The organism is Melghirimyces profundicolus (genome assembly GCF_003054245.1).
Lineage (GTDB): Bacteria > Bacillota > Bacilli > Thermoactinomycetales > DSM-45169 > Melghirimyces > Melghirimyces profundicolus.
In genome coordinates this window covers 1-23,433 of the sequence record NZ_QBKR01000001.1, presented here as the reverse complement: position 1 = coordinate 23,433, position 23,433 = coordinate 1, and the positions used below count along the sequence as shown (strand labels likewise).

Genomic DNA, 23,433 nt, shown 5'->3' with positions numbered 1-23,433 from the left:
ATATCGCGAAACCTGAACTCTTTCGGTTTTTCAGTATCCTTTTTCCCTCATCGGCGGGAGGATAAACCCGGTTCGGGCATGTTATTTGCGGATGAACCCGGGAGCGGACCTTACTCCGGTTTTCCCTGTCCGTCCACTTTTCCCCTCAGTCCCCGAAGGCCCGGTCGAGGGCCGCGGCGACCGAGGGGACCGTGTGGGCCGCTTCCCGGCGCACGCCCTCCGGAGCGTGATCCATGGCGTAACTGTGCCGGGGAAAGCAACGGAACATGGAAACGTCATTGAAAGCGTCCCCCATACACATCACCTCATCGGAACCGATCCCCAGATGACGGATCAGAGCCTTCAGTCCGTTACCCTTGGAGACACCCACCGGCATCACGTCCAGGCAATCCCGATCCGAAATAAAGGTGTCGATCTCTCCGGGAAAGCGCCGGTCCAGCTCTTCTTTCAGCTTTTTGCATGCTTCCAGGTCACCGAAGTAGCTGAACTTGCAGGGAAGGAGCCCCCCGTTGAGTTGATCCCGCAGATTCTCCACCACCTCGACAGGAGCAAACAAACGCTCCCGAACCACCCCGGCGTAAGCGTGATCTTCGGGAGACCACAAGTGGTGCTCAAAACAGACGATCGAAAACAGATCGACCCCCCGGGTGCGATCGAAGATCTCCAGGGCCAGTTCCAGTGGGAAAACGGTGTGGTGAAGGGATTCCCCTTCTTTCGTCCTTACAAAGGAGCCGTTCTGACTCACCCCGTGAGCGGGAATCCCCATTTCCCGGGCCACCTGGTCCAGTTCCGCCTGCATCCTCCCCGATGCAAGGCAGATCTCCACCCCCCGGTCGACGGCTTTCTCCAAAGCTTCCCGGTCTTCTTTGCTCACCCGCTTTTCCTCATCCAGCAAAGTGCCATCCAGATCGCAGACAATCAGACGAATCATTCCTTCTCCCACCCTTTCACTTCCACTCCGGCCTGACAGATGGATTCCAGCAGTGCCTGATCCGGCTTCCGGTCCGTCACCAGGAGATCGACGTCCTCCCAGCCGCAGACGCGGAAAAAGAACCGTTTGTCGAATTTGGTGGCGTCGGCCAACACGACCACTTCCGAAGCACATCGGATCGTTTCCCGGATCACGGACCCGTCTTCCTCCGACGGATAAAACAATCCCTCCCCGGTCACCCCGCCGGCACCGAGGAACACTCGATCCACCCGGTAGTTCCGCAATTGGTCCACTGTGGTGCTCCCAAAGACATAACGGTGCCGGGGGTGCAACCGTCCGCCCAACAAATGAACGGTCACCCCTTCCCGGTCCACCAGGATATCGGCGATATCAATGGAGTTGGTTACCACCGTGATCCCTTCACCTTCGAGAAAGGAGGCAGCGGCTTGGACCGTGGTGGACGCATCCATGATCAGGTGTTCCCCGGGCCGGACCAGCGCGGCGGCTATCCGTCCGATTTCCCGTTTCCCGGCCGGTTCCGCCTCGAGGCGTTCCTTGTAACTTTTCACTTCCCCGGACAGTTTCCGCAGGATGGCCCCGCCCCGCGTCCGGAGAATGACTCCCTGTTCATCCAACCGGACGAGATCCCGCCGCGCCGTATCCCGGGAGATCCCGAACCGGTCGCACAGTTCCCGGACACTGACCCGTCCCTGTTCTTTCAGCAACTTCAGGATGGCCAGCAGCCGCTCTTCCTGGTACACATCCATCCCTCCGGGGTTTTTAAGTTTTTATAAGCAATGATTTAAGCAAATATAAGCCATTATAAGTTTTACCCGTTTTTTTCGCAAGAAAAAAAGACCCGCAAACAACGGGTCTTCCCATTCAATCCTGCAACACCACAGCCCGCAACCGGGGGGCCCGCCTTTCCCGCCCGAGAACGTAGATGCTGTACGCCCGGTTGGGTTCCAGTCGGACATTGGGAATCTCCACAAGGACCCGTTCGGATCCTGCCGCCCTCAATTCCAGATCCTGTGTGGCCGGCGGCGAAACGTAGTATTCCGATTCATCCCGATACCTCAGGTTGAAAAGGAGCACATCCCCCTCCCTTGTGGCCAGATCCACCGGCGGAGCATCGGGGGACAAGTGGATGAGACGGAACTTGGACATCCCTTCCCGCACTTCCGGCTCACTTTCGATCACCTGCAGATCCAGATTGTCCAGCGGATTCACCGCCGCCACCGTGTAGGTCCGACCCGGTTGGAGCGTGATCCCTTCGGAGTAAAGGGGGGTCCCCCTCCTTCCCGCCCGGAAGAGATCGACCCGGTAACTTCCCGCCGGGAGAGCCAGGGTCGGGGAAACCTGGCCGAAGGAGAGATTGGGGGCCAGGGTGCGGCCGTTGATCACCACATCCACCGCGGGAGCATCCGGTGAAGCATGCAGCACCCGGATCCGGGCCGGATCCTGTCTCCGATCCCCCTCTTCCAGCTCCCTCCGGCTGACAGGGACGGATTCGTTCCTTCCTTCACCCGTCATGCGGGTGTCGGCACCGCGGGCCAGGGCAGCCACTTTTTTCGTATACTTGTAATGCTTTTGATAGTAATACATATAAAGATCCGGATCCCTGAACTTGTAATACTCAGCCAACAATCCGTACATGTGGGCTTTCTCCAGCGCCCGTTTGAACTCGCTTCTCACAACCATCCAACCCCTCCGGTCCATGATCGTCCGTTAAAGGATATGCGACCGGAAGGCGGATCAGTCCGTTTTCTGTTATTCCGCAGACGTTCCTTCACCCACCGGCTGACCTCATCATATGAAAAAGCCGCCCGAAGGAAGGACGGCTTTTCTTACAGCGGATATTTGGAACGAAGCCATACAGAAAAAAAATAAAATGAAGAATCGAATCAGTGCAGAATCGGTTTTTGCATGGGATAACAATGGTGGAGTCCGCTGAAATCGACGAGTTTTGACGCAAAGGGTTGGTTTTCGCACGCCTCTCCCGCCATTTTGCCGTAATAGTCCGCCTTGGCCCGGTTGAACCGCTCCACCTGTTCTTTCCAGGTGAGACATTTCCAGTCGCGGTAGTTGCCCCCGATAATCCTCATGCTGTTGACTCACTCCTTGATCAGTTTCCGTTTTGCATATTAAGAAAGAGTTTTTTGAATATCATTTCTATTCTATGTACAGTTTATCCGATCCCCCCTGTCAAAACAATAGACCAAAAGGCTTGAATCCGACATATTGCGACATCACTCTCCATTTCCCTTCATCAGGGAAAGAGGCGGAAAGATGAAACAGGGGGGAACGGCCATGAAGCCCCCCCCTTGAAAGTCAGGAAAGGTCAATGTATAATAAAAACCGAAAGGTCAAGGATAGTCAAAGTCAAATCGCCCTTGGATAACGAATCTGAATTGGAATTCCATAAACAACGACAGAAGGAGGTAAGCAGGATGCGTTGCAATCAATGTAAACAAAACCCGGCCACGGTTGAACTTCATCTGCAGATGAACAACCGTGTGGAGCATCTCCGGCTGTGCCGGGCATGCTACCGGAAAGTGAAAAGTCAGATGAAATTCCCCGCCGGGATGGCCTTCGGGGGAAGCTCCCCCTTTGATGAACTGTTCCGTCACATGATGGGACCTCAAAGCAGCGGCATGAATCCGCAATTTTCCCCGTCCCAGGGGATGACGGCAGGACAAAGCGGCCAAAACGGCGGACTTCTGGACCAACTGGGGAAAAACCTTTCCCACGCGGCCAACGCCGGCCTGATCGACCCTGTAATCGGCCGGGACGCCGAAGTGGAGCGCGTGATCGAAACGCTCAACCGACGCAATAAAAACAACCCGGTCCTCATCGGGGAGCCCGGGGTCGGAAAAACGGCAATCGCCGAGGGGTTGGCCCTCCGGATCGCGGAAGGAGAGGTTCCCCGTAAACTGAAAAACAAACAGATTTATCTCCTGGACGTCTCTTCCCTGGTGACGAACACCGGTATCCGGGGTCAGTTCGAGGAACGGATGAAACAATTGATCAAAGAGATGCAGGAACGAAAAGACGTCATTGTCTTCATCGATGAAATTCACCAACTGGTGGGAGCCGGTTCCGCGGAGGGTTCCTCCGACGCCGGCAACATTCTGAAGCCGGCTCTGGCCCGGGGTGAAATCCAGGTGATCGGCGCCACCACCCTGAAAGAATACCGCCAAATCGAAAAAGACGCCGCCCTGGAGCGCCGCTTCCAACCGGTGATGGTGAACGAACCCACCATCGAAGAAGCGGTCCGGATCCTGGAAGGGCTTCGGGAGAACTATGAAAAATACCACGGCGTCCGGTACACCGATGAAGCCATCCGGGCCTGTGTCACGCTCTCCAACCGTTACATCCAGGACCGCTTCCTGCCGGACAAAGCGATCGACCTGATGGATGAAGCCGGCTCCAAAGTGAACCTCATCCATGAAACCGGCGGCGAAGCGGAACTCCGCGACCGGTTGGAGCAGATCGCAGCGGAAAAAGAGGAAGCCACCCGAAAAGAAGAGTACGAGCGGGCAGCCCGCCTTCGGGATGAAGAGCAGCAGCTGGAAGCGAAACTGAAGGAAGCAGGCGACGGCGGGCAAGCGAAAAATGCCGTCGTCGACGTGGAGACCATCCAACAGATCGTGGAAAACAAAACGGGCATCCCGGTGCGCAAGCTGCAAAAAGACGAACAGGAGAAAATGAAAAACCTTTCCGAGCGCCTCAACAGCCAAGTGATCGGTCAGGGCGAAGCCGTCCGCAAGGTGGCCAAAGCGATCCGTCGCAACCGCGCGGGGCTCCGCAGGGGCAACCGTCCGATCGGTTCTTTCCTGTTCGTCGGCCCCACCGGCGTCGGGAAAACGGAACTGGCCCGGAGTCTGGCACGGGAACTGTTCGGAAGTGAGGACTCCATGATCCGCCTTGACATGAGTGAATACATGGAAAAACACTCCGTGTCCAAACTGATCGGTTCCCCTCCGGGTTACGTCGGCCATGAGGAAGCCGGACAGCTGACGGAACGGGTTCGCCGGAAACCTTACAGCATCATCCTGCTGGACGAGATCGAAAAAGCGCACCCCGACGTGCAACACATGTTCCTCCAAATCATGGAGGACGGTCGGCTCACCGACAGCCAGGGGCGCACGGTCAGCTTCAAAGACACCGTCCTCATCATGACCAGCAACGCCGGCGTCGGTGTTAAAAAAGCCAGCATCGGATTCGGGAAGGATCCGGATACCCCGGCCCCGACGGATATCGACACATTGACCGACTACTTCCGGCCGGAGTTCCTGAACCGGTTTGACGGGATCATCCCCTTCCGCGCCCTTGACCGGAACGATCTGGTTCAGATCGTTGAACTGATGCTGAAAGACGTCCACGAAGCCGCCGAGGAACAGGGGCTGACCCTGACCGTCACCGAAGATGCCAAAACCAAACTGGCGGAACTGGGTCACAGTCCCTCCTTCGGTGCCCGTCCGTTGCGCCGGGTGATCGAGGAACGGGTGGAAGACGGCATCGCCGATCTGCTGCTCGAAGAAGAAGACGTGAAAGCGATCGTCGTGGATGTGGAAGACGGCGACATCACCGTCCGAAAAGCAAACTGATCCCCTCCCCCGCCGGGATTCCCCCCGCGGGGTTTTTTTTCGATGTCCCCCCCTGTCTCTTTGATCCGGCGTCCCGACACCGCGACGACGGACTCGGACTCCGCGTCCCTCTGTAAAAAAAGCCGGCCGAGACGGCGGCTTTTCTCTTTGTTCGGTTGTCATCCTTCCAGCAGAAGCAGCTCCGGATCTTCCAGAAGTTTCTTGACGGTGACGAGGAAGCTGACCGCTTCTTTTCCGTCCACGATCCGGTGGTCGTAGGAAAGGGCGATGTACATCATCGGACGGTGTTCCAGCTTGTCGCCGTCCACGGTCACAGGCCGCTTCTGGATGGTGTGCATGCCCAAAATCCCCACTTGAGGCGCGTTCAGGATCGGGGTGGACATCAGCGATCCGAAAACACCGCCGTTGGTGATGGTAAAGGTACCACCCTGGAGGTCGGACAGGGACAACTTGTTTTCCCGGGCTTTTTTGGCCAGTTGGGCAATATCCCGTTCGATTTCGGCGAAGGAACGGCTGTCGGCATTGCGCACCACGGGAACCACCAGTCCCTCGTCGGTCGCCACGGCCACACCGATATCGTAATATTTCTTGTACAGAATATCCTGACCGTCAATTTCGGCGTTGAGCATCGGGAACTTCTTCAGGGCCGCCACCACGGCCTTGGTGAAGAAAGACATGAAACCGAGGCTGACTTCATGCTCTTCCTTGAACGCTTCCTTCCGCCGCTTGCGCACTTCCATGATGGCGCTCATGTCCACTTCGTTGAACGTGGTCAGCATCGCCGCGTTCTGTTGAGCCTGAACCAGGTGGTTGGCGATGGTCTGCCGGCGTCGGGACATGCGAACGCGTTCCACCGGTTTGGCCGGATCCGCTTCCTGAGCCGGGGAGGCGGGTGCGGCCGGTTGGGTTTGCCGGGGTGTTTCCTTCTTCGCGGGGGGTTCTTCCGTATGACCTTTCACGTCGTCCACGGTGATCCGACCCATCGGATCGGCCGGACGCACACGGCGGAGGTCAATTCCCTTTTCACGGGCCAGTTTGCGGGCGGCAGGGGAAGCCGTGATATCGTCTCCCGGGGTTTCCGGCTCCGTCTTCTCCTCAGGTTGGGAATCAGCCGCTTCCTCCTTCCGGTTTTCCCCTTTCGGGTCATCCGCGGTTTCTTCAGCCCCGGAAGCGGGTTTTTCTTCCGTACCTTCTCCGATGTAGGCGATCACTTCGCCCACTTCCACGGTTTCGCCGGCTTGTTTTTGAATGTTTTGGAGGGTGCCGCTGTGCTCGGCGTGAATTTCCACATTCACTTTGTCCGTCTCCAGCTCAAGGAGGACGTCCCCCTCGTTGACGGAGTCTCCCTCGTTGACCATCCAGTCGGATATGGTTCCTTCCGTGATGGATTCGGCCAACTCCGGCACTTTGACTTCATGCATTTCATTTACCTCCCGCGATGGTTTCGGTTTTGATCGTTTCCGGGTTGAGGGCTTCGGTCAGGATACGGCTTTGCTCCCGATCATGGTCATCGGGTTGTCCCTCGGCGGTGCTGGACCGTTCCGGACGTCCGACGTAGCGGATGTTCAAACGGGAAGGGACGGCTTCCCGAAGCCGGGGTTCCATGTAGAACCAGGAGCCCATGTTTTTGGGTTCCTCCTGTACCCACACGATTTCCTTCAGGTTTTTCAGCCGGTGGATCACCGCCTGGATTTCTTTCTTCGGGAACGGATACAGCTGTTCCACCCTCAAAATGTGTAACCAATCCGGTATTTCTTCCATGTCCTCCAATTCCGTTTCCAGATCGACGGCCACTTTCCCGCTGGCCAGGATGAGCCGTTCCACCCGGTCCGGACGGGATCCCAGGAGGGGCTCTTCGATCACCGGTTGGAATCGGCCGGACTCAAATTCCACGCCGCTCGAAGCGGAGCGTTTGTTCCGGATCAAGCTCTTCGGTGTCATCAGGATCAAGGGCCGGGCTTCTTCCTTTCCGGCCAACGCGGCCTGACGGCGCAGGATATGGAAATATTGCGCAGCGGTGGTCAGATTGCCGATCACGCAGTTGTTTTCCGCCGCCAACTGCAGGAAGCGTTCCAGACGAGCGCTGGAATGCTCGGGCCCCTGTCCTTCATAACCGTGGGGTAACAGCATCACCAGGCTGGAGCGCTGGGCCCACTTGGCGCGTCCGGCAGCCAGAAACTGGTCGATGATCACTTGGGCGGCATTGACAAAGTCGCCGAACTGCGCCTCCCACAGAACCAGCGCTTCCGGTTCCTGTACGTTGTACCCGTACTCAAAACCCAGCACCGACGCCTCGGACAGCGGACTGTTGTGGATGGCGAATGAGGCCTTGGCCTGCGGCAGACCGTGCAGAGGGCAGTAGGTTTTCCCGGTCTCCGGATCGTGCAGGACCAGGTGACGGTGAGCAAACGTTCCCCGCTCCGAATCCTGTCCGGTCAGTCGGATTCCCTTTCCATCCGCCAGAATCGTGGCGAAAGCAAGGGTTTCCGCCAGAGCCCAGTCCACCTTGCCATCCCCGTCCAGGGCGCCCGCGCGCCGCTTCAACACTTTCTCCAGCTTGGGATAGACTTTGAATCCTTCCGGCCGTTTCAACAGCCCTTCATTGATTTCCCGAAGGGTGTCGACCGGTACACCCGTATCCACTTCCGGCAGGGGACCCGGAACTTTTTCAGAGCTCCGTTCATCTTCCGCACCCTTTTCCCGGCTTTCCTTCACCTTTTGATACGCCTTTTGCAACCGATCCTGAACCTTTTTGTTCAGCTTCTTCAATTCCTCGTCGGTGATCAGACCTTCCGATTTCAGTTTCCCGGCATACAGGTCCCTTACCGGAGGATGCTTCTCGATCTTGGCATACATTTGCGGCTGGGTGGCCTTGGGATCGTCCATCTCGTTATGACCGAAACGGCGGTAACCGATCAAGTCAATCAGGAAATCTTTGTGAAATTGCCTGCGGTACTCATAAGCGAGGTGGATCGCCGCCAGACAGGCTTCCGGATCGTCTGCGTTGACATGGACCACCGGGATTTCGAAGCCTTTGGCCAGATCACTGGAATAGGTGGTGGAGCGGGAATCCAGATGCTCCGTGGTGAAGCCCAATTGGTTGTTGGCGATGATGTGGATCGTTCCCCCGGTGTGGTAACCCCTCAGACGGCTCATGTTGAGGGTTTCGGCCACAATGCCTTCCCCCGGGAAGGCGGCGTCCCCGTGGATGAGTACGGCCAACGCTTTCTCCACGTCATGCTCGGGATAGCCGGCTTTGCTGCGGTCTTCCTGGGCCGCCCGGGTGTAACCCTCCACCACGGGATTGACAAACTCCAAGTGGCTCGGGTTGTTGGCCAAGGTCAGGCGGGTATGGTGAGTGTCGCTTTCGTCGACTTCCCGATCCATGCCCAGATGGTATTTCACGTCTCCGGTCCAGCCGTAGTTGAGCCCCATGGAACCCTCAGAGGGGACCAACTCCTTGTTGGGCGCATGGTGGAACTCGGAGAAAATGGTTTCATAGGGTTTCCCCAGCACATGGGCCAACACATTGAGACGGCCGCGGTGCGCCATGCCGATCATGACGTTGTTCATTCCGCCATGCACACTGCGATGGATGATTTCGTCCAGCATCGGCACCAGCATGTCAACGCCTTCAATGGAGAAACGCTTTTGACCCACAAAGGTTTTATGGAGGAATTTTTCAAAACCGTCCACTTCCACCAGGCGGTTCAGCACATTCACCCGCTTCTCCTTGGAAAGGGAGGGAAGAAATTCTTTGGATTCGACCATGTGGCGCAACCATCTTCGTTCCTCCCGGTTGTGCACATGGGTGAATTCAAAAGCGAGGGACTGGGTGTAAATTTGACGGAGACGTTTGTAGACGTCCAGTCCCGTCTGAATTTCTTCATCTTCCTCTTCCCACATCACATGAGCGGGAATCGCTTTCAGATCGTCTTCCGTCAACCCGTACTCGGCCGGGTCGAGGAGGGGGTTGGGTTTGCTTCCGTGGACCCCGAGGGGATCGATCTTTGCGTCAAGGTGACCGTACGTCCGGATCTTGTGGGACAGTTTCTCGGCCAAAACGACTTTTCTCAAATCGGGGACGGTAGCCGGGGCGTCGGAAGGTTGAACGGGAGCGACCCCCCTTAAATCGGCGGCATCCCCGATGGTTGCCGGCGGTGGTCCCCACTCTTCAAACAGCTTTTTCAATTCGGGATCCACGGCTTCCGGATCCTGGCTGTATCGGTCATACTGGTCCAGAAGATACGCCAGGTTGTGGCTGTGGACGCCCTTCCATGGAGTTCCCATTCCGGTTTTCCCTGTTGACATCCAAAGAACCTCCAACTGCTTTTTATTTAAAATTCACTGGCGGTGTCCCGTTTAGCATCCATTTAAAAAATGAATCCGTAAACACCCAAAAGGCAAGGACCCACCATTTCCGCACCATGGGGATCCTCGCCCTCTATTATATCTCGCTGAGCCCACTCGGTAAAATTTGTTTCGGATTCTTGCGATCCCTTTACCCGCTTTGGGAAGAGGGAAACCCCGAACGCCCGGATCTTCTTGTCTGCGGGAATGGACTTTATTTGGAAATAGAGGGAAATCATTCTTCGCTGAATATCATGTCCGAATCTCTTTTCCTTCGACCCTCCCCCAACTGATCTTCAGGATGGTAACGCATCCATCCATGCTCATCACACACCAAAAGCATCTTGACATAACATTGATTTTTTGTCGACCCCTGTTTTCCCCCTTCCCCCATGTTCAGAGACAGCTGGTGGCAGATACCCCTCCTCAGCCAATCCTTCTCCCTGTTATCTGCGAATTTTGAGCCGCAGGTTGAGAGGGCTTTCGATCAAAAAGCAACCCGGTCCGGGGGAGCCGAACCGGGTCCATCCATTATTGATATTGACTGGTGTCATATCTCCGGAGCAGGCTTTCCAATTTCATCGCCAGCCCGATGTTCCCTTTGATCTTCAGCCTCCCGGACATGAAGGCGGCGGTTCCGTTCAGGTTTCCCACCAGCAAGTCTTTGAAGTCCTCGGCTGACATCTGCAACGTACAATCGGGTTCGGCGGGGGTTCCTTTCTCCACCTTCGCCTTGTCACCGGACAAGTGGAGCTGATAGGCTCCTTCTTCGTCTCCGGAAATGTCGTACTGATAAACAACGTTCATCCCTTTGATCGGTTCGGGATTTTCATTCAAATTCTTTTCGATCTCCTCCCAGGCTTCCTCCACGGTGTAATCCTGAATGTTCTTCGCCATTTTCCATTCCCCTTTCCAAAATTGTGATCCTTCCCGGCAAACGAGTTGTTTGCCGGTCTCGCTACGGCAAAACACGGCTCCTACACCTGGTTACTGGATCCTCCACCGTTCCCGGCTCGCTTTTCCCCCTTCTTCACACACGGACCCCGTGGGGTTCATACAGTTGACGGGCCGTCACCAGGTGTTGGATTTGATTGGTGCCTTCGAAGATGTCGAAGATCTTGGCATCGCGGTAGAGCTTCTCGAGGATGTGATTCTCCAACCCGGCGGGGCCGAGGAGTTCCAGGCATTTGGCACACACATCGAGGGCGATTTTTCCCGAGTAGGCCTTGCACATGGCAGCTTCCTTGGCGTTGGGCTGACCAATGTCGGCCTTCCAAGCCGCTTCCCATGTCAGAAGGCGGGCCGCCTCGATGTCCAATTCCGCGTTCGCCAACACTTCCGAAGCCCGATGGTAAAAGCGTCCGTGCCTGGGGTACTCGCGACGGACCCAATCCAATGTATACTCATAGGCGGCGCGGGCGATCCCGATCGCCATGGACGCCACAATGGGACGGGTATTGTCAAAGGTCTTCATCGCAACCTGAAAACCCGACGGACCGGAACCCCGGGATTCGTAGTACGCCTCGCCGCCCAGGAGGTTTTCCTCCGGCACGAAGCAATCCTCGAACAACAACTCCGCCGTCTCAGAAGCACGAATGCCCATTTTGCGGGCCAGGCGGGTGCAGCGGAATCCCGGCGTTCCTTTTTCGACGACGAATGCCCGATGCCCGGCGCGTCCCAAGCTGCGGTCGACAGTGGCGAACACGACCACCCAGGAAGCGCGTGCGCCGTTGGTGATGAAAATCTTTTGTCCGTTAAGAACGTATCCACCCTCCACTTTTTTGGCGGTGGTCCGGATCCCGGAGACATCGGATCCGGCATCCGGCTCGGTTAAAGCGTAAGCACCCCAACGGGGCGGCTCATCTTTTGAAAAGATGGAGAGAAAACGTTCCTTCTGTTCCGGCGTTCCGCTTGACTGCACCGGCGGCCCCCCGAGTCCCGGGCCCGGGAGGGTCAGGGCAATCGCCGGATCTCCCCAACCCAGTTCTTCGGAGGCGATCACCGCCAGCCGGTTGCCCTGACGCTCGGATTTCCGTTTCTTTTCCTTTTTTTCTGATTTTTGTTCCCCCCCGTCGAAGGAGGACGTGCTCAATTGAATGCCCAGCTGATTGATCTTTTCGAGCCAGTCATCCGGGACCCTTCCCATTTTGTCCGCTTCCATGGAAATCGGCCGCATTTCGTTTTCGGCAAACCAATGAACCACGTCCTTCACCTGTTGTTGGTGCGATGACATTTCAAACGAGATCATCGGTTGTCCTCCTTAAACTTCAGTCGGAATTCGTTCATTAAGCAACTGTTCGCCGCAGCGGACCAAAAGATCACCCTCCCGGCCGTAAAGGACCGTTTGCGCCTGTGCATCCCGCATCCACTTCTCCACGGGGAATTCCTGAACGTATCCGTGTCCACCGAGCAGCTGGACAGCGGAATCGGTCACAAAGCGAAGGGATCGGTGCACCCGGGACAGCAGGCTGAAGGAAGAATCACGGGCGTCGGATTCGCCTCGGTCTGTTTTCGTCGCCGATCGCCAGACGAGATGACGGGCAGCCTGGGTTTCGATGGCCATATCGGCGAGAGCGAAGGAGACCCCTTGGAACTTGGCGATTTCCTGGCCGAAGGCTTTGCGCTGCGCGGTGTATCCGGTGGTGTAAGACAACGCGGCTTCCATCAATCCCACTTCTTTGGCTGCTTCCAACACCCGAATGCGGGAGAGCGCTTTTGACAGCATCCCCTGTGCCTCATCGCCTTTGGCGAGCACCTGATTCTGAGAGACACGTTCGTTGTCGAAGCGGATCCGGGCACAACCCGAAGCCAGCAATCCAAGACGATAGTCCCCTTCCTCCGCGTGCCATCGACCGTCGGCTTTGTCCAACCACAGGAGCAGGGGTTCGCCCCGGGAGTCTTCAGCCGACACGGCCAAATAATCCGCGAATGCCGCCAGCCTGACGGGCTGGGAGGTGCCGTTTAAAACATAGCCGCCTCCCTCCGCCTCGACCTTCAAACCTTGCGGAGTCCCGTTATCGACAGCGTGAAGAAAGGCGACGGTCGGCCGGGAGCCCTCCCGGCCGGCCTCCCTGTAAACATTCAGAACGGAATGTTCCGGAATCAGGCGGATCAACGAAGCCGCTTCGCCGGCGCCGGGCAACCCCTGCACCACACCCAGATCCCCGAAACTGAGAGCTTCCAGGATCTGCACTTGAGAGATCAAGGGCATTTCCAGTCCACCCCAACTCTCGGGAAGCTCCAGTGCGAGAAACCCCAGTTCGTTGATCTTTTCAACGAGCTCGGGGCTCACTTGCCGTTTCTCTTCACACTCCCTTGCCATCGGCCGGATCCGTTCTTCGGCAAAATCCTTGGCCAGATCCACAAACGCCCTTTCCTCTTCCGTGGGTTGAAAGGAAATCAAGACAAAACCCTCCCCCGTCTCTTTTTCGCGGGCATCTTCACTCTATAACCAACATTCCAACAATTCAATTCAGAAATAAATACGGATACGTACTGGTATTAACCGGAACCGAAAGCGTCGATGGACCTGCCGTTCCCTTCAGCCTTAAATCAACAAAACTCCTCACCACCGGAAGTATGGTGAAAAAGTGAGCGGCAGCATCGACCCGAAGCCGCTCCGAATCTTCCTGCTGCGGGCAGGGGCCAACGCCTGCGGATGCAACACAGAGAAGCTTTTGCCCCTGAACGCCCTTGCCGGCTGATTCTCCACCGGGCAGGACAGCAAAGTCCCTGTCTCGGGTAAGCGCTTCCCCTCTTCTGAGCCTGACCATCAATCACAAGCTTCTATTCTCTGTCCGGCAAAAACAGGCCAAGCGTTTTCAGGATCAATCTTCCCGCCCCTTCATCGCCCCCATCATCGCCTGTGATACAAGTTGAACCTCCGGGTCCGCAAACCCAGTTTCGACAATTCCGCACGAAGGATCCGGAAGATCCGGCCCGCCCATCGTCAATGGGCCTTACGGAGTGCGGAAAAAAACATCTTCTCACCAGTTTCTACGCTGATCCGTTCCAAAGAGTAAGATCGTCTGTACCAGTACGTACTGGTATTCTAAATCGGTTTACCCCTTCCTGTCAAACTTTTATGAAGAAAATAAAACCGACTTTTTTGTTAAAACAGCCGGAATAACGGGATCTCTCTTTTTTTAAAACGTAAAAACAGCGATTGCCGCTGCGAAGAGCAGGGACAATCGCCGGATCTCCCCCGTATCTCAGGAACCCACCCGGTAAAACTCGTGGTACAGCTTGATCAGGGCCCTTTTTTCAATCCGGGAAACGTAGGACCGGGAGATTCCCAGCTCCCTGGCGATTTCCCGCTGGGTTTTTTCTTTGCCGCCGGAGAGGCCGAACCGGCTTTTGATCACTTCCTGCTCTCTTTCGTCCAAAATGTGCAGATGGCCGTATATCTTCCTTTTCTCGATCATCAATTGGACAGTCTCCACGATCTCGTCCCGGTCTGTCCCCAACACATCGATCAAGGTGATTTCATTAACCTCTATTCTTTATCTGTTTTAATAAGGATGATCTACTGGTGGCTGGCAGCGACCAACTGTGCCAGCTTGTCTCCGGCCTGGTCGTCATGTCGCCACTAGAAGCGCCGGGAATGTAAGATGGTACGAAAGTGGTCTACTTACTCCTGGGACCAGCCTCAAGAGTAAAAGGAAAAAGGTGTGATTTTTCAAGGACTTTTTCAGTAAAGATCAAGGTATCAATGTCGTACCCATTCCCCCTTCCCGAAACAAAGTAGATTTTTCAATACTACACGACTCTCTAGACATCTTTGCATGGTCTTTTGGACTGCTCGCCGCGTCAACCAGCTTTTTCCCGAAACGTACGAGTCTGCATCAAGGACGGTACGTTTCGATTCAAAGCGTATACTTGTCAATAACTTTCCGAATCGGCCCGTACCCTATGACACCCGGGGCGACACCGGCGATCACCCCGACACCCACTGGTAACTCGCCGCGGACACTTTACCACCAGGTAGTAACAGCTGGCCGTCCTCGGGGAGGTTGGTGAACAACTCCAAGAGTGCCCCTCAGGGCTTCTATTTGGCCTTGTACAGGCTTGAAATTTATTTTCATGGGAAGGGGGTGTACCTCATACAAAAGTAGGCATATCGGTATTTGGGGCGCGGCACGTGATTTAATCTTCCCATGACAAATGCGGTGATCGTCTTCCGGTATGAAAAAAGTATCGAAAAGCCTCCAATACTTCTGGCAAGGGAACACACATATATAGTGGGATATCGGTCCCGCAAGTGATATTTAAGCACATGTAACCTTCTTCATCGGGATCGAAAAGATGGTCTCTTCGGATTAGGGTTACTCCCACCCCATCGGGTGGATCATCAAAATAAATCAGGCAGAAATGCCGGACATCCCTGTCAAGCCGTGGATCATCAAATTCATCGGTAACGTTTCCTCCACCCAAACATAAAGACCCTGTTCCCTCTAAATCCAGGGAAAGTTGGCTTAAATGAATTCCATCAACCTGGTACAGATAAGCGTATACCATTGGCCATGTGGGCTGAAGGATGATTTCCCTGTTCTCCGGTTCGTAAAAAGAAAGCGTCCATTTTCCTTGACCTCTGCTTATTTCATTCGCACTTTTCGATACCATCATATGAAGCATCAATCCATCCTTTCGCACCCCTTACCTTCGGGCTTAAGCCATTTTCAAACTACATCGCCCTCCTTATCAAATACCACTGTGACTTTCCCCTCCATACATACACAAGGTTGGCTTCTCATTCGGCTCAGATCCGTTCAAAGTTCACCTATTCGCAGGTATCGTAACCTCTGACTTATAATACGATTCTAATCTCTCCCTTACATTTGGTGCGTTTTGTCTGGCTTTCAATTGTACTCCACCTCAGTCGGGTGGAAGATGCTTTTATGTTTGTCGCCGTCCATCGGGGTGTATTTGGATAGCTGCTGGACCAGGTTGCCAAAAAAGAAGCCAACGATTTGTCCCAAGTGACAACTGCGCTAGGCGAACGAAAAAATTATTGAGGTCTGCCATGAAGACTATGCCCGGGAGATTGATATTGACTTTGCCAAGCAGCGGCATCAATTGAGCCTGTTGAACGAGCTGACCAGTCAGAGTGTGAAACTGAAGTGGTCATATCACCCCTAACAGGCCTCGAAATTTGGTTTCTAAGCGTTCTTTATTCTTTCGAGGGGAAGTGTACCCCCCGGATTTATTTTTTGAGTATTTTCGGTTATTCACGATGAGAGAAAATGGAAGCATGGTATCTCATTTAACCATCTTTTTTTAGAGCAACTTGTCAAAATCTAGTTTTAATGATGGATCCAACAAGAGAAATATGACCGAGAGAGTTCCCGGTATAAACAAATTCACATTTATTGAGCATATTTACCTTATGACATTAGTTACCCCTACAAGCCAATGCCGTATAACAATCGAAAACAATTCGAGCGGCGAGGCTGCTGGTGATTCCATGATGGTCATAGAGCGGATTGACTTCCGCAATGTCCATCGCATTGATGTGGGGATAGAGCCCTTCCAGGATTGACAAGCATTGTACAGGCGTTAAGCCACCAGGTTCATTGGCGCCTGTCCCTGGTGCAAAGGCCGGATCCAACACGTCGATATCAAAGGTGAGATAGATTTTTTCCACGCCCTCACAGGCGGCTAAGGTACGCTCGATCACCTGATTAGGTTTCGTTTGATGTACTTCGGCGGCCGTGATTTGAACGATACCCGTCTCTTTCAAATAGGTCTCATACCAAGGGTAATTGTAGCCTCTAACCCCGATCTGGACGATATTTTCCGGTTCGATCCGTGAGAGCTCCAAAGCCCGGCGCATCTGACTGCTCTGGGAAAACCGCCCTTGTACAGGGGAGTCGTCGACCAAGTCCAAGTGGGCGTCCAACTGGATAATACCGACTTTTCCTTCGGTCTGATCGTGCAGGGCTTTGATCATGGGATACGAGATGGAATGATCACCGCCGAGGATTAATGGAAACACACCGGAATTCAACAATTCCCGCACTGAGTCTTCGGCGTTTTGAAACGTCTTTTCCGTGCTGTACGCGGCGATATCGATATCGTCGTAATCACTCAATTCCATTTTGGTCAGGTCGACCAGCCTCTTTTTCTCTACATCATACACTTTTTGATCACCAATCCGGTTGGTGAACCATTGGAGCGCCTCACGAATCGCTTGAGGTGCAAAACGGGAACCGGGCCTCCCCAATGTGGCGCCTCCGTCCCAAGGGAATCCCAGGATACCTAATGTGCTTTTTTTCATAATGATCTCCTCCAATCAACTCATGCCTTCATCCGATTTTTTCTCTGGAGAAAACAGTCTCTTTTTTGACTGAAAGAAATAGATCATCCCTCCAAATACCACCCAAGCGAGGAACAGGGAATATTCCACCTTGCCGAGGGAAACCGGAGTGCCCGGGATCAACATCATGATCAAAAAGGAACCGGAAAGAACGAATGCCAAGTAACCCATGTAGATTCCACCCGGCATCTTGTAAGGGCGAACCATCTCCGGATGGGTCATACGCAGTCGAATGACACTCAAGGAGACGCTAAACCAAGCGATCAGAAGCGAAACCCCGCCCAAGATGATAAAAGGAAGAAGTACCCCTCTTCCCAACAGGATTCCGAACATAGAGAAAACCGCCATCACCCATAGCGCAACGTGAGGTGTCCGATATTCTGGGTGCTGAGTTCCAAATGCGGGGTGTAAAAACCCAGCCGTGGAAAAAGAGGAAATCAAGCGGCTTCCCGCCATTAGAAAACCGTTAAACGTGGTAACAACACCAGCCAATGCCCCAAAGATGACAATACCGGATAATACTGAAGAACCGGTCGCTTTTTGAAAAGCGGCAGCCAGCGGCAGGTCTCCGAGCTTGTCCATCTGCCCGGGAGACATCATCATGCTCGAAGCTAAGATGATTAATATATAGAGCAGAGCCCCGGCCAGGATCGTACCCACGATAGCCCATCCCAAGCGGGATCGTTTAATTTTTTGATTCGCTTCTTCCATCATTTTCGGAATCGTGTCGAAGCCATTCATAAAAAACAAAATAGAAGCGATGCCGAGGAGAATTCCATTCACTTCACCTTTGGGCGAAAACAGCGGATGGGTATTTTCCACGGAACCGAACAACCATCCGCTTACGATAAAAACAACAAAGATCGTAATCATGAGAATGGTAACTACATTTTGAAATATCTTTGTGTACTTTACACCTTTCATATTCATATAGACGATGAGAAAAACCATGAGCAAGCTGATCAGAAGGTGGGGCAGATAAATCGGATAATCCAATATCGTATACAAAGGAAAAGCATCTAATTGAGGAAACAAATAACTGATGAGCACAGCCACTGCAATGGCGACCCAGGGAAGAATCATGATATACATCAAACACAAAAACCATCCACAAATAAACCCCGGCAATCGCCCCCATGTTTTCAAGGTATAAGCGAATTCTCCCCCGGAAACGGACAGGGAGGCGGTCAGCTCACCGTAAGCAAAGCCGATGGGAATGGCGATGGCGGTTGTCAGGAGAACTGCAATGATTGCCCCGACACTTCCTGCCAGATCGATCCAAAAAGGGACGGATACCAGCCACCCGATGCCGATCATGCTGCCAAAAGCGAGATAAAAATAATCTTTGCCGAACATGCGGTCACCCTCCATTCGAATTATTCGATGCAGTCCATTGGAGCGTGGAAAAGTCTGCACTGTGATCAGGGAGTGCATCATTTCCTCCCTATCGCGGGAAATGCGTCCCTATGAATAAATCTAAAGTAATTTGGAAGCGATTTTATTAATATACCTCATCGTTTTTTCTATCGCTTCTTCCAGTTCATAATCACGTCTTTGATTCAGTAATGTCGTTATCATTCCCTCCCAAATGAGAATGATGATATCATTCACTTCCTCTATGTTTTCGGGTCTTACGATGTTTTCTTTTGACGCCATTTCCAACAATGCTTGATTTCTCTTGATTAGGTTGTGCTCAAGAATTAATGGTTTTAGATCGTCCGGAAAACCGATCAAATCACTTTGATAGACAGAATAGTAGTGATCCAGTAGTTCTTGGGGTTTTCCACCTAAATTAGCTATAAAAACCGCATGATAAATTTCTGGTCGAGTGAAAGAATGTTTACAAAGACATTCCCAGCTTAACAAGTATTTTTCTAAATAGTTCACTCCTTTACTCATGTATGTAGGGACTTCTTGTATATAGTCATTAACAAATCGCATAGAGGCAAAGAAAATAAGATGGGAAAGCTCTCCAAAGTAATTATAAATGGTAGAACTTGTATAACCTGCTCGATCAGCAATTTTTCTTGCCGTAACGCCTTCAATGCCTTCTTTTTCAATAATCTCAACGGTTGCATTTACAAAATACATCCACATCCGTTTCGTTTGTATCTCTTTTCGACTCAAACTGATCACCCTTCATTTTTGCTCTCTCTATCGCTAGTTGCTGAATATAATTCGGTAAAAAAGACAATCTCCCCTTCTGGGGAGAAAGGGTGGTAAAAGTGCATGACTGAGTTCAGCGTCTGGTATTATGATCAGAAGGGATGAGACCTCTACCCAAATTCTTACGGCATATGGGACACAACATCGCGCGAACATTGGGCAGGTATTTCTGGAACGATTCATTTGGGCAATTTTATGCCGGAGCCAGTAATCTCAGTGGTTGTATGAATCGTCGATGCATCAATGAGATTTAACCCCTTTGTCTCTGGGGCCCACGCTTTTGTCATCAAAAAGCCTATTATACAAATTCCACAAGCGATCATCAGTGTACTACCGATTCCAATGGAGTCGATCGATATTGGAAGTAGAAACGTACCTAGTGCAGCACCCACTCGGCTAATCGCTGTGCATACACCGACACCCGATGCCCTTACCTAATATCAATAGCGGTAGTGCCATGATTAAAAAGGTAGACATCAGGAATTGTTTCGAGGTACTCGATCGACGATCCATAAACCGACCATCGCTCCGATGAGCAAGACAAGGTTCATTGCTAACGTCCCGGCAAATTCATTTTGAATACCCACTTGACTCAAAACCAACGGACCAAATGTGAGAATCGCAAAATACGGAGTCACCTGACAAAACCAAAAGCCTCCTCCTACAGCAATCCGTTTTCGCCATTTCTTTGTAAATAACTCCCGGTAATGTGTTTTCGTATCTTTTTCTACAAAGAGATCATCTATGGCGACATTGGGACCCAGATAATCATGGATGATGCGTTTGGCCTCCTCCACCCTTCCTTGCTTCACTAACCATCGTGGTGATTCCGGTGCTCCTAATCGCAAACCAAGCACGATCAATGCAGGAACCGCACTACTTGCAAGAATCCAACGCCATGCATCCGCACCGCCATAATGCTGCATTAAAAAACTAACAAAAACAGCTACCACAAATCCGATTGTCCAACTCGCATTTAACCAAGCGAGAAACATTCCCCGAACCCTTCTTGGCGAAAATTCCGAAAGTAATGCTGGTGCAATAGCATAATCTGCCCCGATGGCTATACCCATGATTAATCGGAGAATGAAGAGTTGTATCGCGTCGGTCACAAAAAATTGTAGAATGGAAACGACAATGAATGCTGCAAGATCGATCACAAACGCAACCTGTCTACCGATACGATCCGTAACCCAACCGAAGATTAAACCTCCAATGAATAATCCGATTAAAGCGGAACTTGCGATCATCCCCTCCCAAAATGGATTGACATTTAAATCTGGAACCAGAAGTGCAAGCGCAATTCCGGTTAAGCCCAATATATATCCGTCACAAAAAAATCCGCCGCTTGTAAATACCGCGACCCGTTTATGAAACTTGTTTAATGGAACATCATCCATCGTCAAGATCTTGGACATCGTGGGAGCCTCCTTCGTATCATTAAATGGTTTGGTTCAGTAACATTCGTGCCAGGTAACCAACAACATGTTACTGAACCATATAGACTAGAGTTTATTTCACTCCAATCAGCCGATCAGGACTGAATAGGTCGATGGCGAGCGATGGAGAAATTCCAGTGGCAACCTCGGCAGCCAATTTGCCCATGATTGGCGCAAATTTGAATCCATGTCCACCCATGGGGCCGAGTAATGTGACATGAGGAACCCCCGATACCGAACCGAGAACAAAGTCGTTGTCTGGTGTGTTCGTGTACATACAGACTTTCCCCTTTTCGGGCTCAGAATCGAGATCCGGAATATATTTCTGGGCAAATTGGGATAAGAGCTCGCTGTCCTTTGTATGGATTGCACGGTCTATGGTATCTGGGTCGACCCGCTCTCCTTCGGTATGAAGGGCAACCTTGACCGTCTTCCCATCAAGGGTAGGAAGGGCATACCATGCATCTCCGTCGGTGATTCGAATGCTGATTGGAAACCGATCCGGTACAAATTCCCGCGGGTTTCCTGCGGGATACCAGAACATGATTTGACGTTCAACCCAAACCGGTAGGCTGAGTTGCGGTAGCAGTCGAGACGTCCAAGCACCAGCAGAGATCACCACATGGCCAACGTGAAACTTTTCCCCTTCACAATGGATCGTCACACCGGCACTATGCGGTTCAAGGGCCGTAATTGGGCACCCGCAATAAAGCCGTGCTCCCTTTTCCGTTGCGAGGGTTGATGCAGCTTGAATTGCAAGCTCAGGCCGCAACACACCTGCCAACGGATCCAGGAACACAATGTCTTCGTTATCAAACCGATGTTGTGGGAATCGGCCCCGCGCTTCTTCAGCATCTAACACTTGATGCGGTAGATTGTACGCCTCTGCACTCATCAACACCTCTTCAAGAAAGCCATCATTGGGCCTGCCAATCATCATGCCTCCCGTTTCAGTGTAAATATCAATACCTGTCATAGATTCAAGATGCTTCCATAGATCTCGTGCCTGCTGTAGAAACGGGACATAGTCAGTCCCTTCCCCGTATGCAGTGCGAAAGATGCGAGATTCCCCGTGTCCTGCACCTCTATCGTGCCCGGGCGCATATCGTTCAAAACCGATCACATTCACTCCCATTGAAGCCAGCTCGCACAGGGCAAAACTGCCCATCGACCCAACGCCAATCACTGCGATGTCTGCATCCATTGATCATTTAACCCTCCCTGAATGGTTAACAAGCCGTTAATCCAGAAGTCTCCAGCATTCATTTGATGGGGAGTCAGTCATGCATATTCCATCATGTAAACCTTCTTCTATCGACATGAGTAAGGCCTTTAATCAATTTCAAATCAAGAACATGTTCTTTCTATGAACACGTTCATTTCGTTCAAATTATCAAATAATATGATAACTGTCAATATACAAATATTTTCATAAGTCATCTGCAGTTCACCCACCACAGTGGATGTGTGTTGAAGGTGATTTCCCTCACTCCATTCTAAATTTTTAATGTTTATACAAGAAAAAGGACCCTCATCGGGTCCGGTGGGCTTGAAGGGGTAATACCAGGTGAAGTAGGAGGCCAAGCGTCTGAGACGCATCACCCCCTTTCCCAATCTCCCTCCACGTTCTACTCTCAAACATTTCAACGTGATTTTCTCAGCATCCATGCTTATCCCCGGTTACAAAGTTTTTTGTATCGTTAATACTTGTCTTATTTTCATCTTTCCACTCCGCTTTCCGGCTTTCCACACTTTTCAACCAGTTTAAGTACTACCCGTCAAAAAGACACATCACACATCCATCTTCAGCGTAAAAAACGGTGCTTTTTCCAAAACCCATCTTTGAAGCTCGCCGGAATTGTTAAAAGCTTCCCATGTTCCATCGTGATTCTCCAACACAAAACCGATGCACCTCGCCTCTCCGTTGATAAGGTGTTTCACTATATACGTCATTTATCAGGCCTGTTGATTAGGGAAAATCAACCAAAATCATCGGTATCTGTCTAATAACTCATAAACGGATAGTTCAACTTCTGTCGGTAATTGCCGCCAACAAAGCTTTCGAACAAAGCGAACAAATGAAAGTTTGACGGTACGCCATTCAGGCTGGGTTTGTTGGTAAAGCCAGTTCAACAGCAGATAAGCAATGAATGCACCGTAAAGCTGGTTGTAGACTGCATTTGGGCTGGTTCCGAAGAGTTTTTTCACATGTAAATGCTGTTTGATCCAACGAAAAAAGAGCTCCACCTGCCAACGCTCTTTGTAAAGCGCAGCGATGGTTTCCGCAGGTACATTCCACAGGTTCGTGACCACCCGAATCGGCTTGCCGCGTCCGTCGCGAAAAGTAACCACTCGAAATCGATGATCCGTTTTCTTTACCCGACCCAGTTGCGCACTCATATCTCCCATAACATTGGAACCCTCCACCGGCAGCCGTTTCAGCCCTTTTTGCTTGGAAACCACGGTGTTGTCTCGAAGGCGAACCACAAACAAGTGTCCCTGATCTTCCCATCCATCCAGTCGCCCAAGATCCAGATAACCCCGATCATATACAGTAATCCCTTTTGATGGAAGGATCTTTTCGGCCCAAGGAGAATCATGTTTTCGAGCAATCGACTCCTC

The 23,433-nt window shown here is 52.3% G+C and carries 18 protein-coding genes and 1 pseudogene; 1 reads left to right on the top strand and 18 read right to left on the bottom strand.

Annotated features, from left to right (window positions below):
- Positions 1 to 145: 145 nt before the first annotated feature.
- The 4 genes from C8P63_RS00095 to C8P63_RS00080 all read right to left on the bottom strand — a co-directional run bounded on the left by C8P63_RS00095 (position 146) and on the right by C8P63_RS00080 (position 3,036).
- The gene (locus tag C8P63_RS00095; RefSeq protein WP_108021298.1) at positions 146 to 931 is read right to left on the bottom strand and encodes an HAD family hydrolase; all 786 of its coding nucleotides are present in this window, start codon (positions 929 to 931) and stop codon (positions 146 to 148) included.
- On the bottom strand, positions 928 to 1,698 hold the full coding sequence (locus C8P63_RS00090; protein ID WP_245920603.1) for a DeoR/GlpR family DNA-binding transcription regulator: 771 nt from the start codon (positions 1,696 to 1,698) through the stop codon (positions 928 to 930). The genes C8P63_RS00095 and C8P63_RS00090 overlap by 4 nt, the downstream gene beginning before the upstream one ends.
- Before the next feature lie 115 nt (positions 1,699 to 1,813).
- The gene (locus C8P63_RS00085; protein WP_170109405.1) at positions 1,814 to 2,632 is read right to left on the bottom strand and encodes a DUF4397 domain-containing protein; all 819 of its coding nucleotides are present in this window, start codon (positions 2,630 to 2,632) and stop codon (positions 1,814 to 1,816) included.
- A gap of 203 nt (positions 2,633 to 2,835) precedes the next feature.
- Entirely contained in the window at positions 2,836 to 3,036 is a 201-nt protein-coding gene (locus C8P63_RS00080) for a hypothetical protein (RefSeq protein WP_108021295.1), read from the bottom strand.
- 345 nt (positions 3,037 to 3,381) lie between these two features.
- On the opposite strand from C8P63_RS00080, the gene C8P63_RS00075 reads away from it, so the two are divergent.
- Complete coding sequence (locus C8P63_RS00075) at positions 3,382 to 5,541, top strand: ATP-dependent Clp protease ATP-binding subunit (protein ID WP_108021294.1); 2,160 nt, start codon at positions 3,382 to 3,384, stop codon at positions 5,539 to 5,541.
- A gap of 158 nt (positions 5,542 to 5,699) precedes the next feature.
- On the opposite strand, the gene odhB is transcribed toward C8P63_RS00075, so the two are convergent.
- The 14 genes and pseudogenes from odhB to C8P63_RS00005 form a co-directional block, all read right to left on the bottom strand.
- Positions 5,700 to 6,962, bottom strand: a complete 1,263-nt coding sequence (odhB, locus tag C8P63_RS00070) for a 2-oxoglutarate dehydrogenase complex dihydrolipoyllysine-residue succinyltransferase (protein ID WP_108021293.1) — start codon at positions 6,960 to 6,962, stop codon at positions 5,700 to 5,702.
- Position 6,963: 1 nt separating this feature from the next.
- Positions 6,964 to 9,852, bottom strand: a complete 2,889-nt coding sequence (locus C8P63_RS00065) for a 2-oxoglutarate dehydrogenase E1 component (protein WP_108021292.1) — start codon at positions 9,850 to 9,852, stop codon at positions 6,964 to 6,966.
- Between the two features lie 570 nt (positions 9,853 to 10,422).
- Positions 10,423 to 10,788, bottom strand: coding sequence for an SCP2 sterol-binding domain-containing protein (locus tag C8P63_RS00055; protein ID WP_108021557.1), 366 nt, complete (start codon positions 10,786 to 10,788; stop codon positions 10,423 to 10,425).
- 133 nt (positions 10,789 to 10,921) lie between these two features.
- Positions 10,922 to 12,139 carry an acyl-CoA dehydrogenase family protein gene (locus C8P63_RS00050; RefSeq protein WP_108021290.1) on the bottom strand — a complete coding sequence of 406 codons (1,218 nt, stop codon included), beginning with the start codon at positions 12,137 to 12,139 and terminating at the stop codon, positions 10,922 to 10,924.
- 12 nt (positions 12,140 to 12,151) lie between these two features.
- Complete coding sequence (locus C8P63_RS00045) at positions 12,152 to 13,294, bottom strand: acyl-CoA dehydrogenase family protein (RefSeq protein ID WP_108021289.1); 1,143 nt, start codon at positions 13,292 to 13,294, stop codon at positions 12,152 to 12,154.
- Positions 13,295 to 14,102: 808 nt separating this feature from the next.
- Positions 14,103 to 14,360 (bottom strand): sigma-70 family RNA polymerase sigma factor, encoded by a 258-nt coding sequence (locus C8P63_RS00040; protein WP_108021556.1) that lies wholly within the window; start codon positions 14,358 to 14,360, stop codon positions 14,103 to 14,105.
- A gap of 676 nt (positions 14,361 to 15,036) precedes the next feature.
- A complete protein-coding gene (locus C8P63_RS00035; protein ID WP_108021288.1) occupies positions 15,037 to 15,525 on the bottom strand; it encodes an Imm1 family immunity protein in 489 nt (162 codons plus the stop codon).
- 757 nt (positions 15,526 to 16,282) lie between these two features.
- Complete coding sequence (gene speB / locus C8P63_RS00030) at positions 16,283 to 17,167, bottom strand: agmatinase (RefSeq protein ID WP_108021287.1); 885 nt, start codon at positions 17,165 to 17,167, stop codon at positions 16,283 to 16,285.
- 15 nt (positions 17,168 to 17,182) lie between these two features.
- Entirely contained in the window at positions 17,183 to 18,562 is a 1,380-nt protein-coding gene (locus tag C8P63_RS00025) for an APC family permease (protein ID WP_170109404.1), read from the bottom strand.
- Between the two features lie 120 nt (positions 18,563 to 18,682).
- Complete coding sequence (locus C8P63_RS00020; protein ID WP_342748036.1) at positions 18,683 to 19,342, bottom strand: TetR/AcrR family transcriptional regulator; 660 nt, start codon at positions 19,340 to 19,342, stop codon at positions 18,683 to 18,685.
- Positions 19,343 to 19,551: 209 nt separating this feature from the next.
- Positions 19,552 to 19,794 (bottom strand): annotated as a pseudogene (locus C8P63_RS19945) (hypothetical protein); the annotation flags it as partial.
- Positions 19,795 to 19,848: 54 nt separating this feature from the next.
- On the bottom strand, positions 19,849 to 20,790 hold the full coding sequence (locus C8P63_RS00015; RefSeq protein WP_108021285.1) for an MFS transporter: 942 nt from the start codon (positions 20,788 to 20,790) through the stop codon (positions 19,849 to 19,851).
- A 94-nt stretch (positions 20,791 to 20,884) separates the two neighbouring features.
- The gene (gene solA, locus C8P63_RS00010) at positions 20,885 to 22,015 is read right to left on the bottom strand and encodes an N-methyl-L-tryptophan oxidase (RefSeq protein WP_108021284.1); all 1,131 of its coding nucleotides are present in this window, start codon (positions 22,013 to 22,015) and stop codon (positions 20,885 to 20,887) included.
- A gap of 785 nt (positions 22,016 to 22,800) precedes the next feature.
- On the bottom strand, positions 22,801 to 23,433 hold a 633-nt coding region (locus tag C8P63_RS00005), incomplete at its 5' end, for an IS4 family transposase (protein WP_108021283.1).

Coding starts and splice junctions, on each gene's coding strand:
- C8P63_RS00090 (WP_245920603.1), bottom strand. CDS start 1,698: ATGGATGTGTACCAGGAAGAGCGGCTGCTGGCCATCCTGAAGTTGCTG.
- speB (WP_108021287.1), bottom strand. CDS start 17,167: ATGAAAAAAAGCACATTAGGTATCCTGGGATTCCCTTGGGACGGAGGC.
- C8P63_RS00035 (WP_108021288.1), bottom strand. CDS start 15,525: ATGCTTCATATGATGGTATCGAAAAGTGCGAATGAAATAAGCAGAGGT.
- C8P63_RS00095 (WP_108021298.1), bottom strand. CDS start 931: ATGATTCGTCTGATTGTCTGCGATCTGGATGGCACTTTGCTGGATGAG.
- solA (WP_108021284.1), bottom strand. CDS start 22,015: ATGGATGCAGACATCGCAGTGATTGGCGTTGGGTCGATGGGCAGTTTT.
- C8P63_RS00050 (WP_108021290.1), bottom strand. CDS start 12,139: ATGATCTCGTTTGAAATGTCATCGCACCAACAACAGGTGAAGGACGTG.
- C8P63_RS00065 (WP_108021292.1), bottom strand. CDS start 9,852: ATGTCAACAGGGAAAACCGGAATGGGAACTCCATGGAAGGGCGTCCAC.
- C8P63_RS00075 (WP_108021294.1), top strand. CDS start 3,382: ATGCGTTGCAATCAATGTAAACAAAACCCGGCCACGGTTGAACTTCAT.
- C8P63_RS00085 (WP_170109405.1), bottom strand. CDS start 2,632: ATGGTTGTGAGAAGCGAGTTCAAACGGGCGCTGGAGAAAGCCCACATG.
- C8P63_RS00055 (WP_108021557.1), bottom strand. CDS start 10,788: ATGGCGAAGAACATTCAGGATTACACCGTGGAGGAAGCCTGGGAGGAG.
- C8P63_RS00080 (WP_108021295.1), bottom strand. CDS start 3,036: ATGAGGATTATCGGGGGCAACTACCGCGACTGGAAATGTCTCACCTGG.
- odhB (WP_108021293.1), bottom strand. CDS start 6,962: ATGCATGAAGTCAAAGTGCCGGAGTTGGCCGAATCCATCACGGAAGGA.
- C8P63_RS00015 (WP_108021285.1), bottom strand. CDS start 20,790: ATGTCCAAGATCTTGACGATGGATGATGTTCCATTAAACAAGTTTCAT.
- C8P63_RS00025 (WP_170109404.1), bottom strand. CDS start 18,562: ATGTTCGGCAAAGATTATTTTTATCTCGCTTTTGGCAGCATGATCGGC.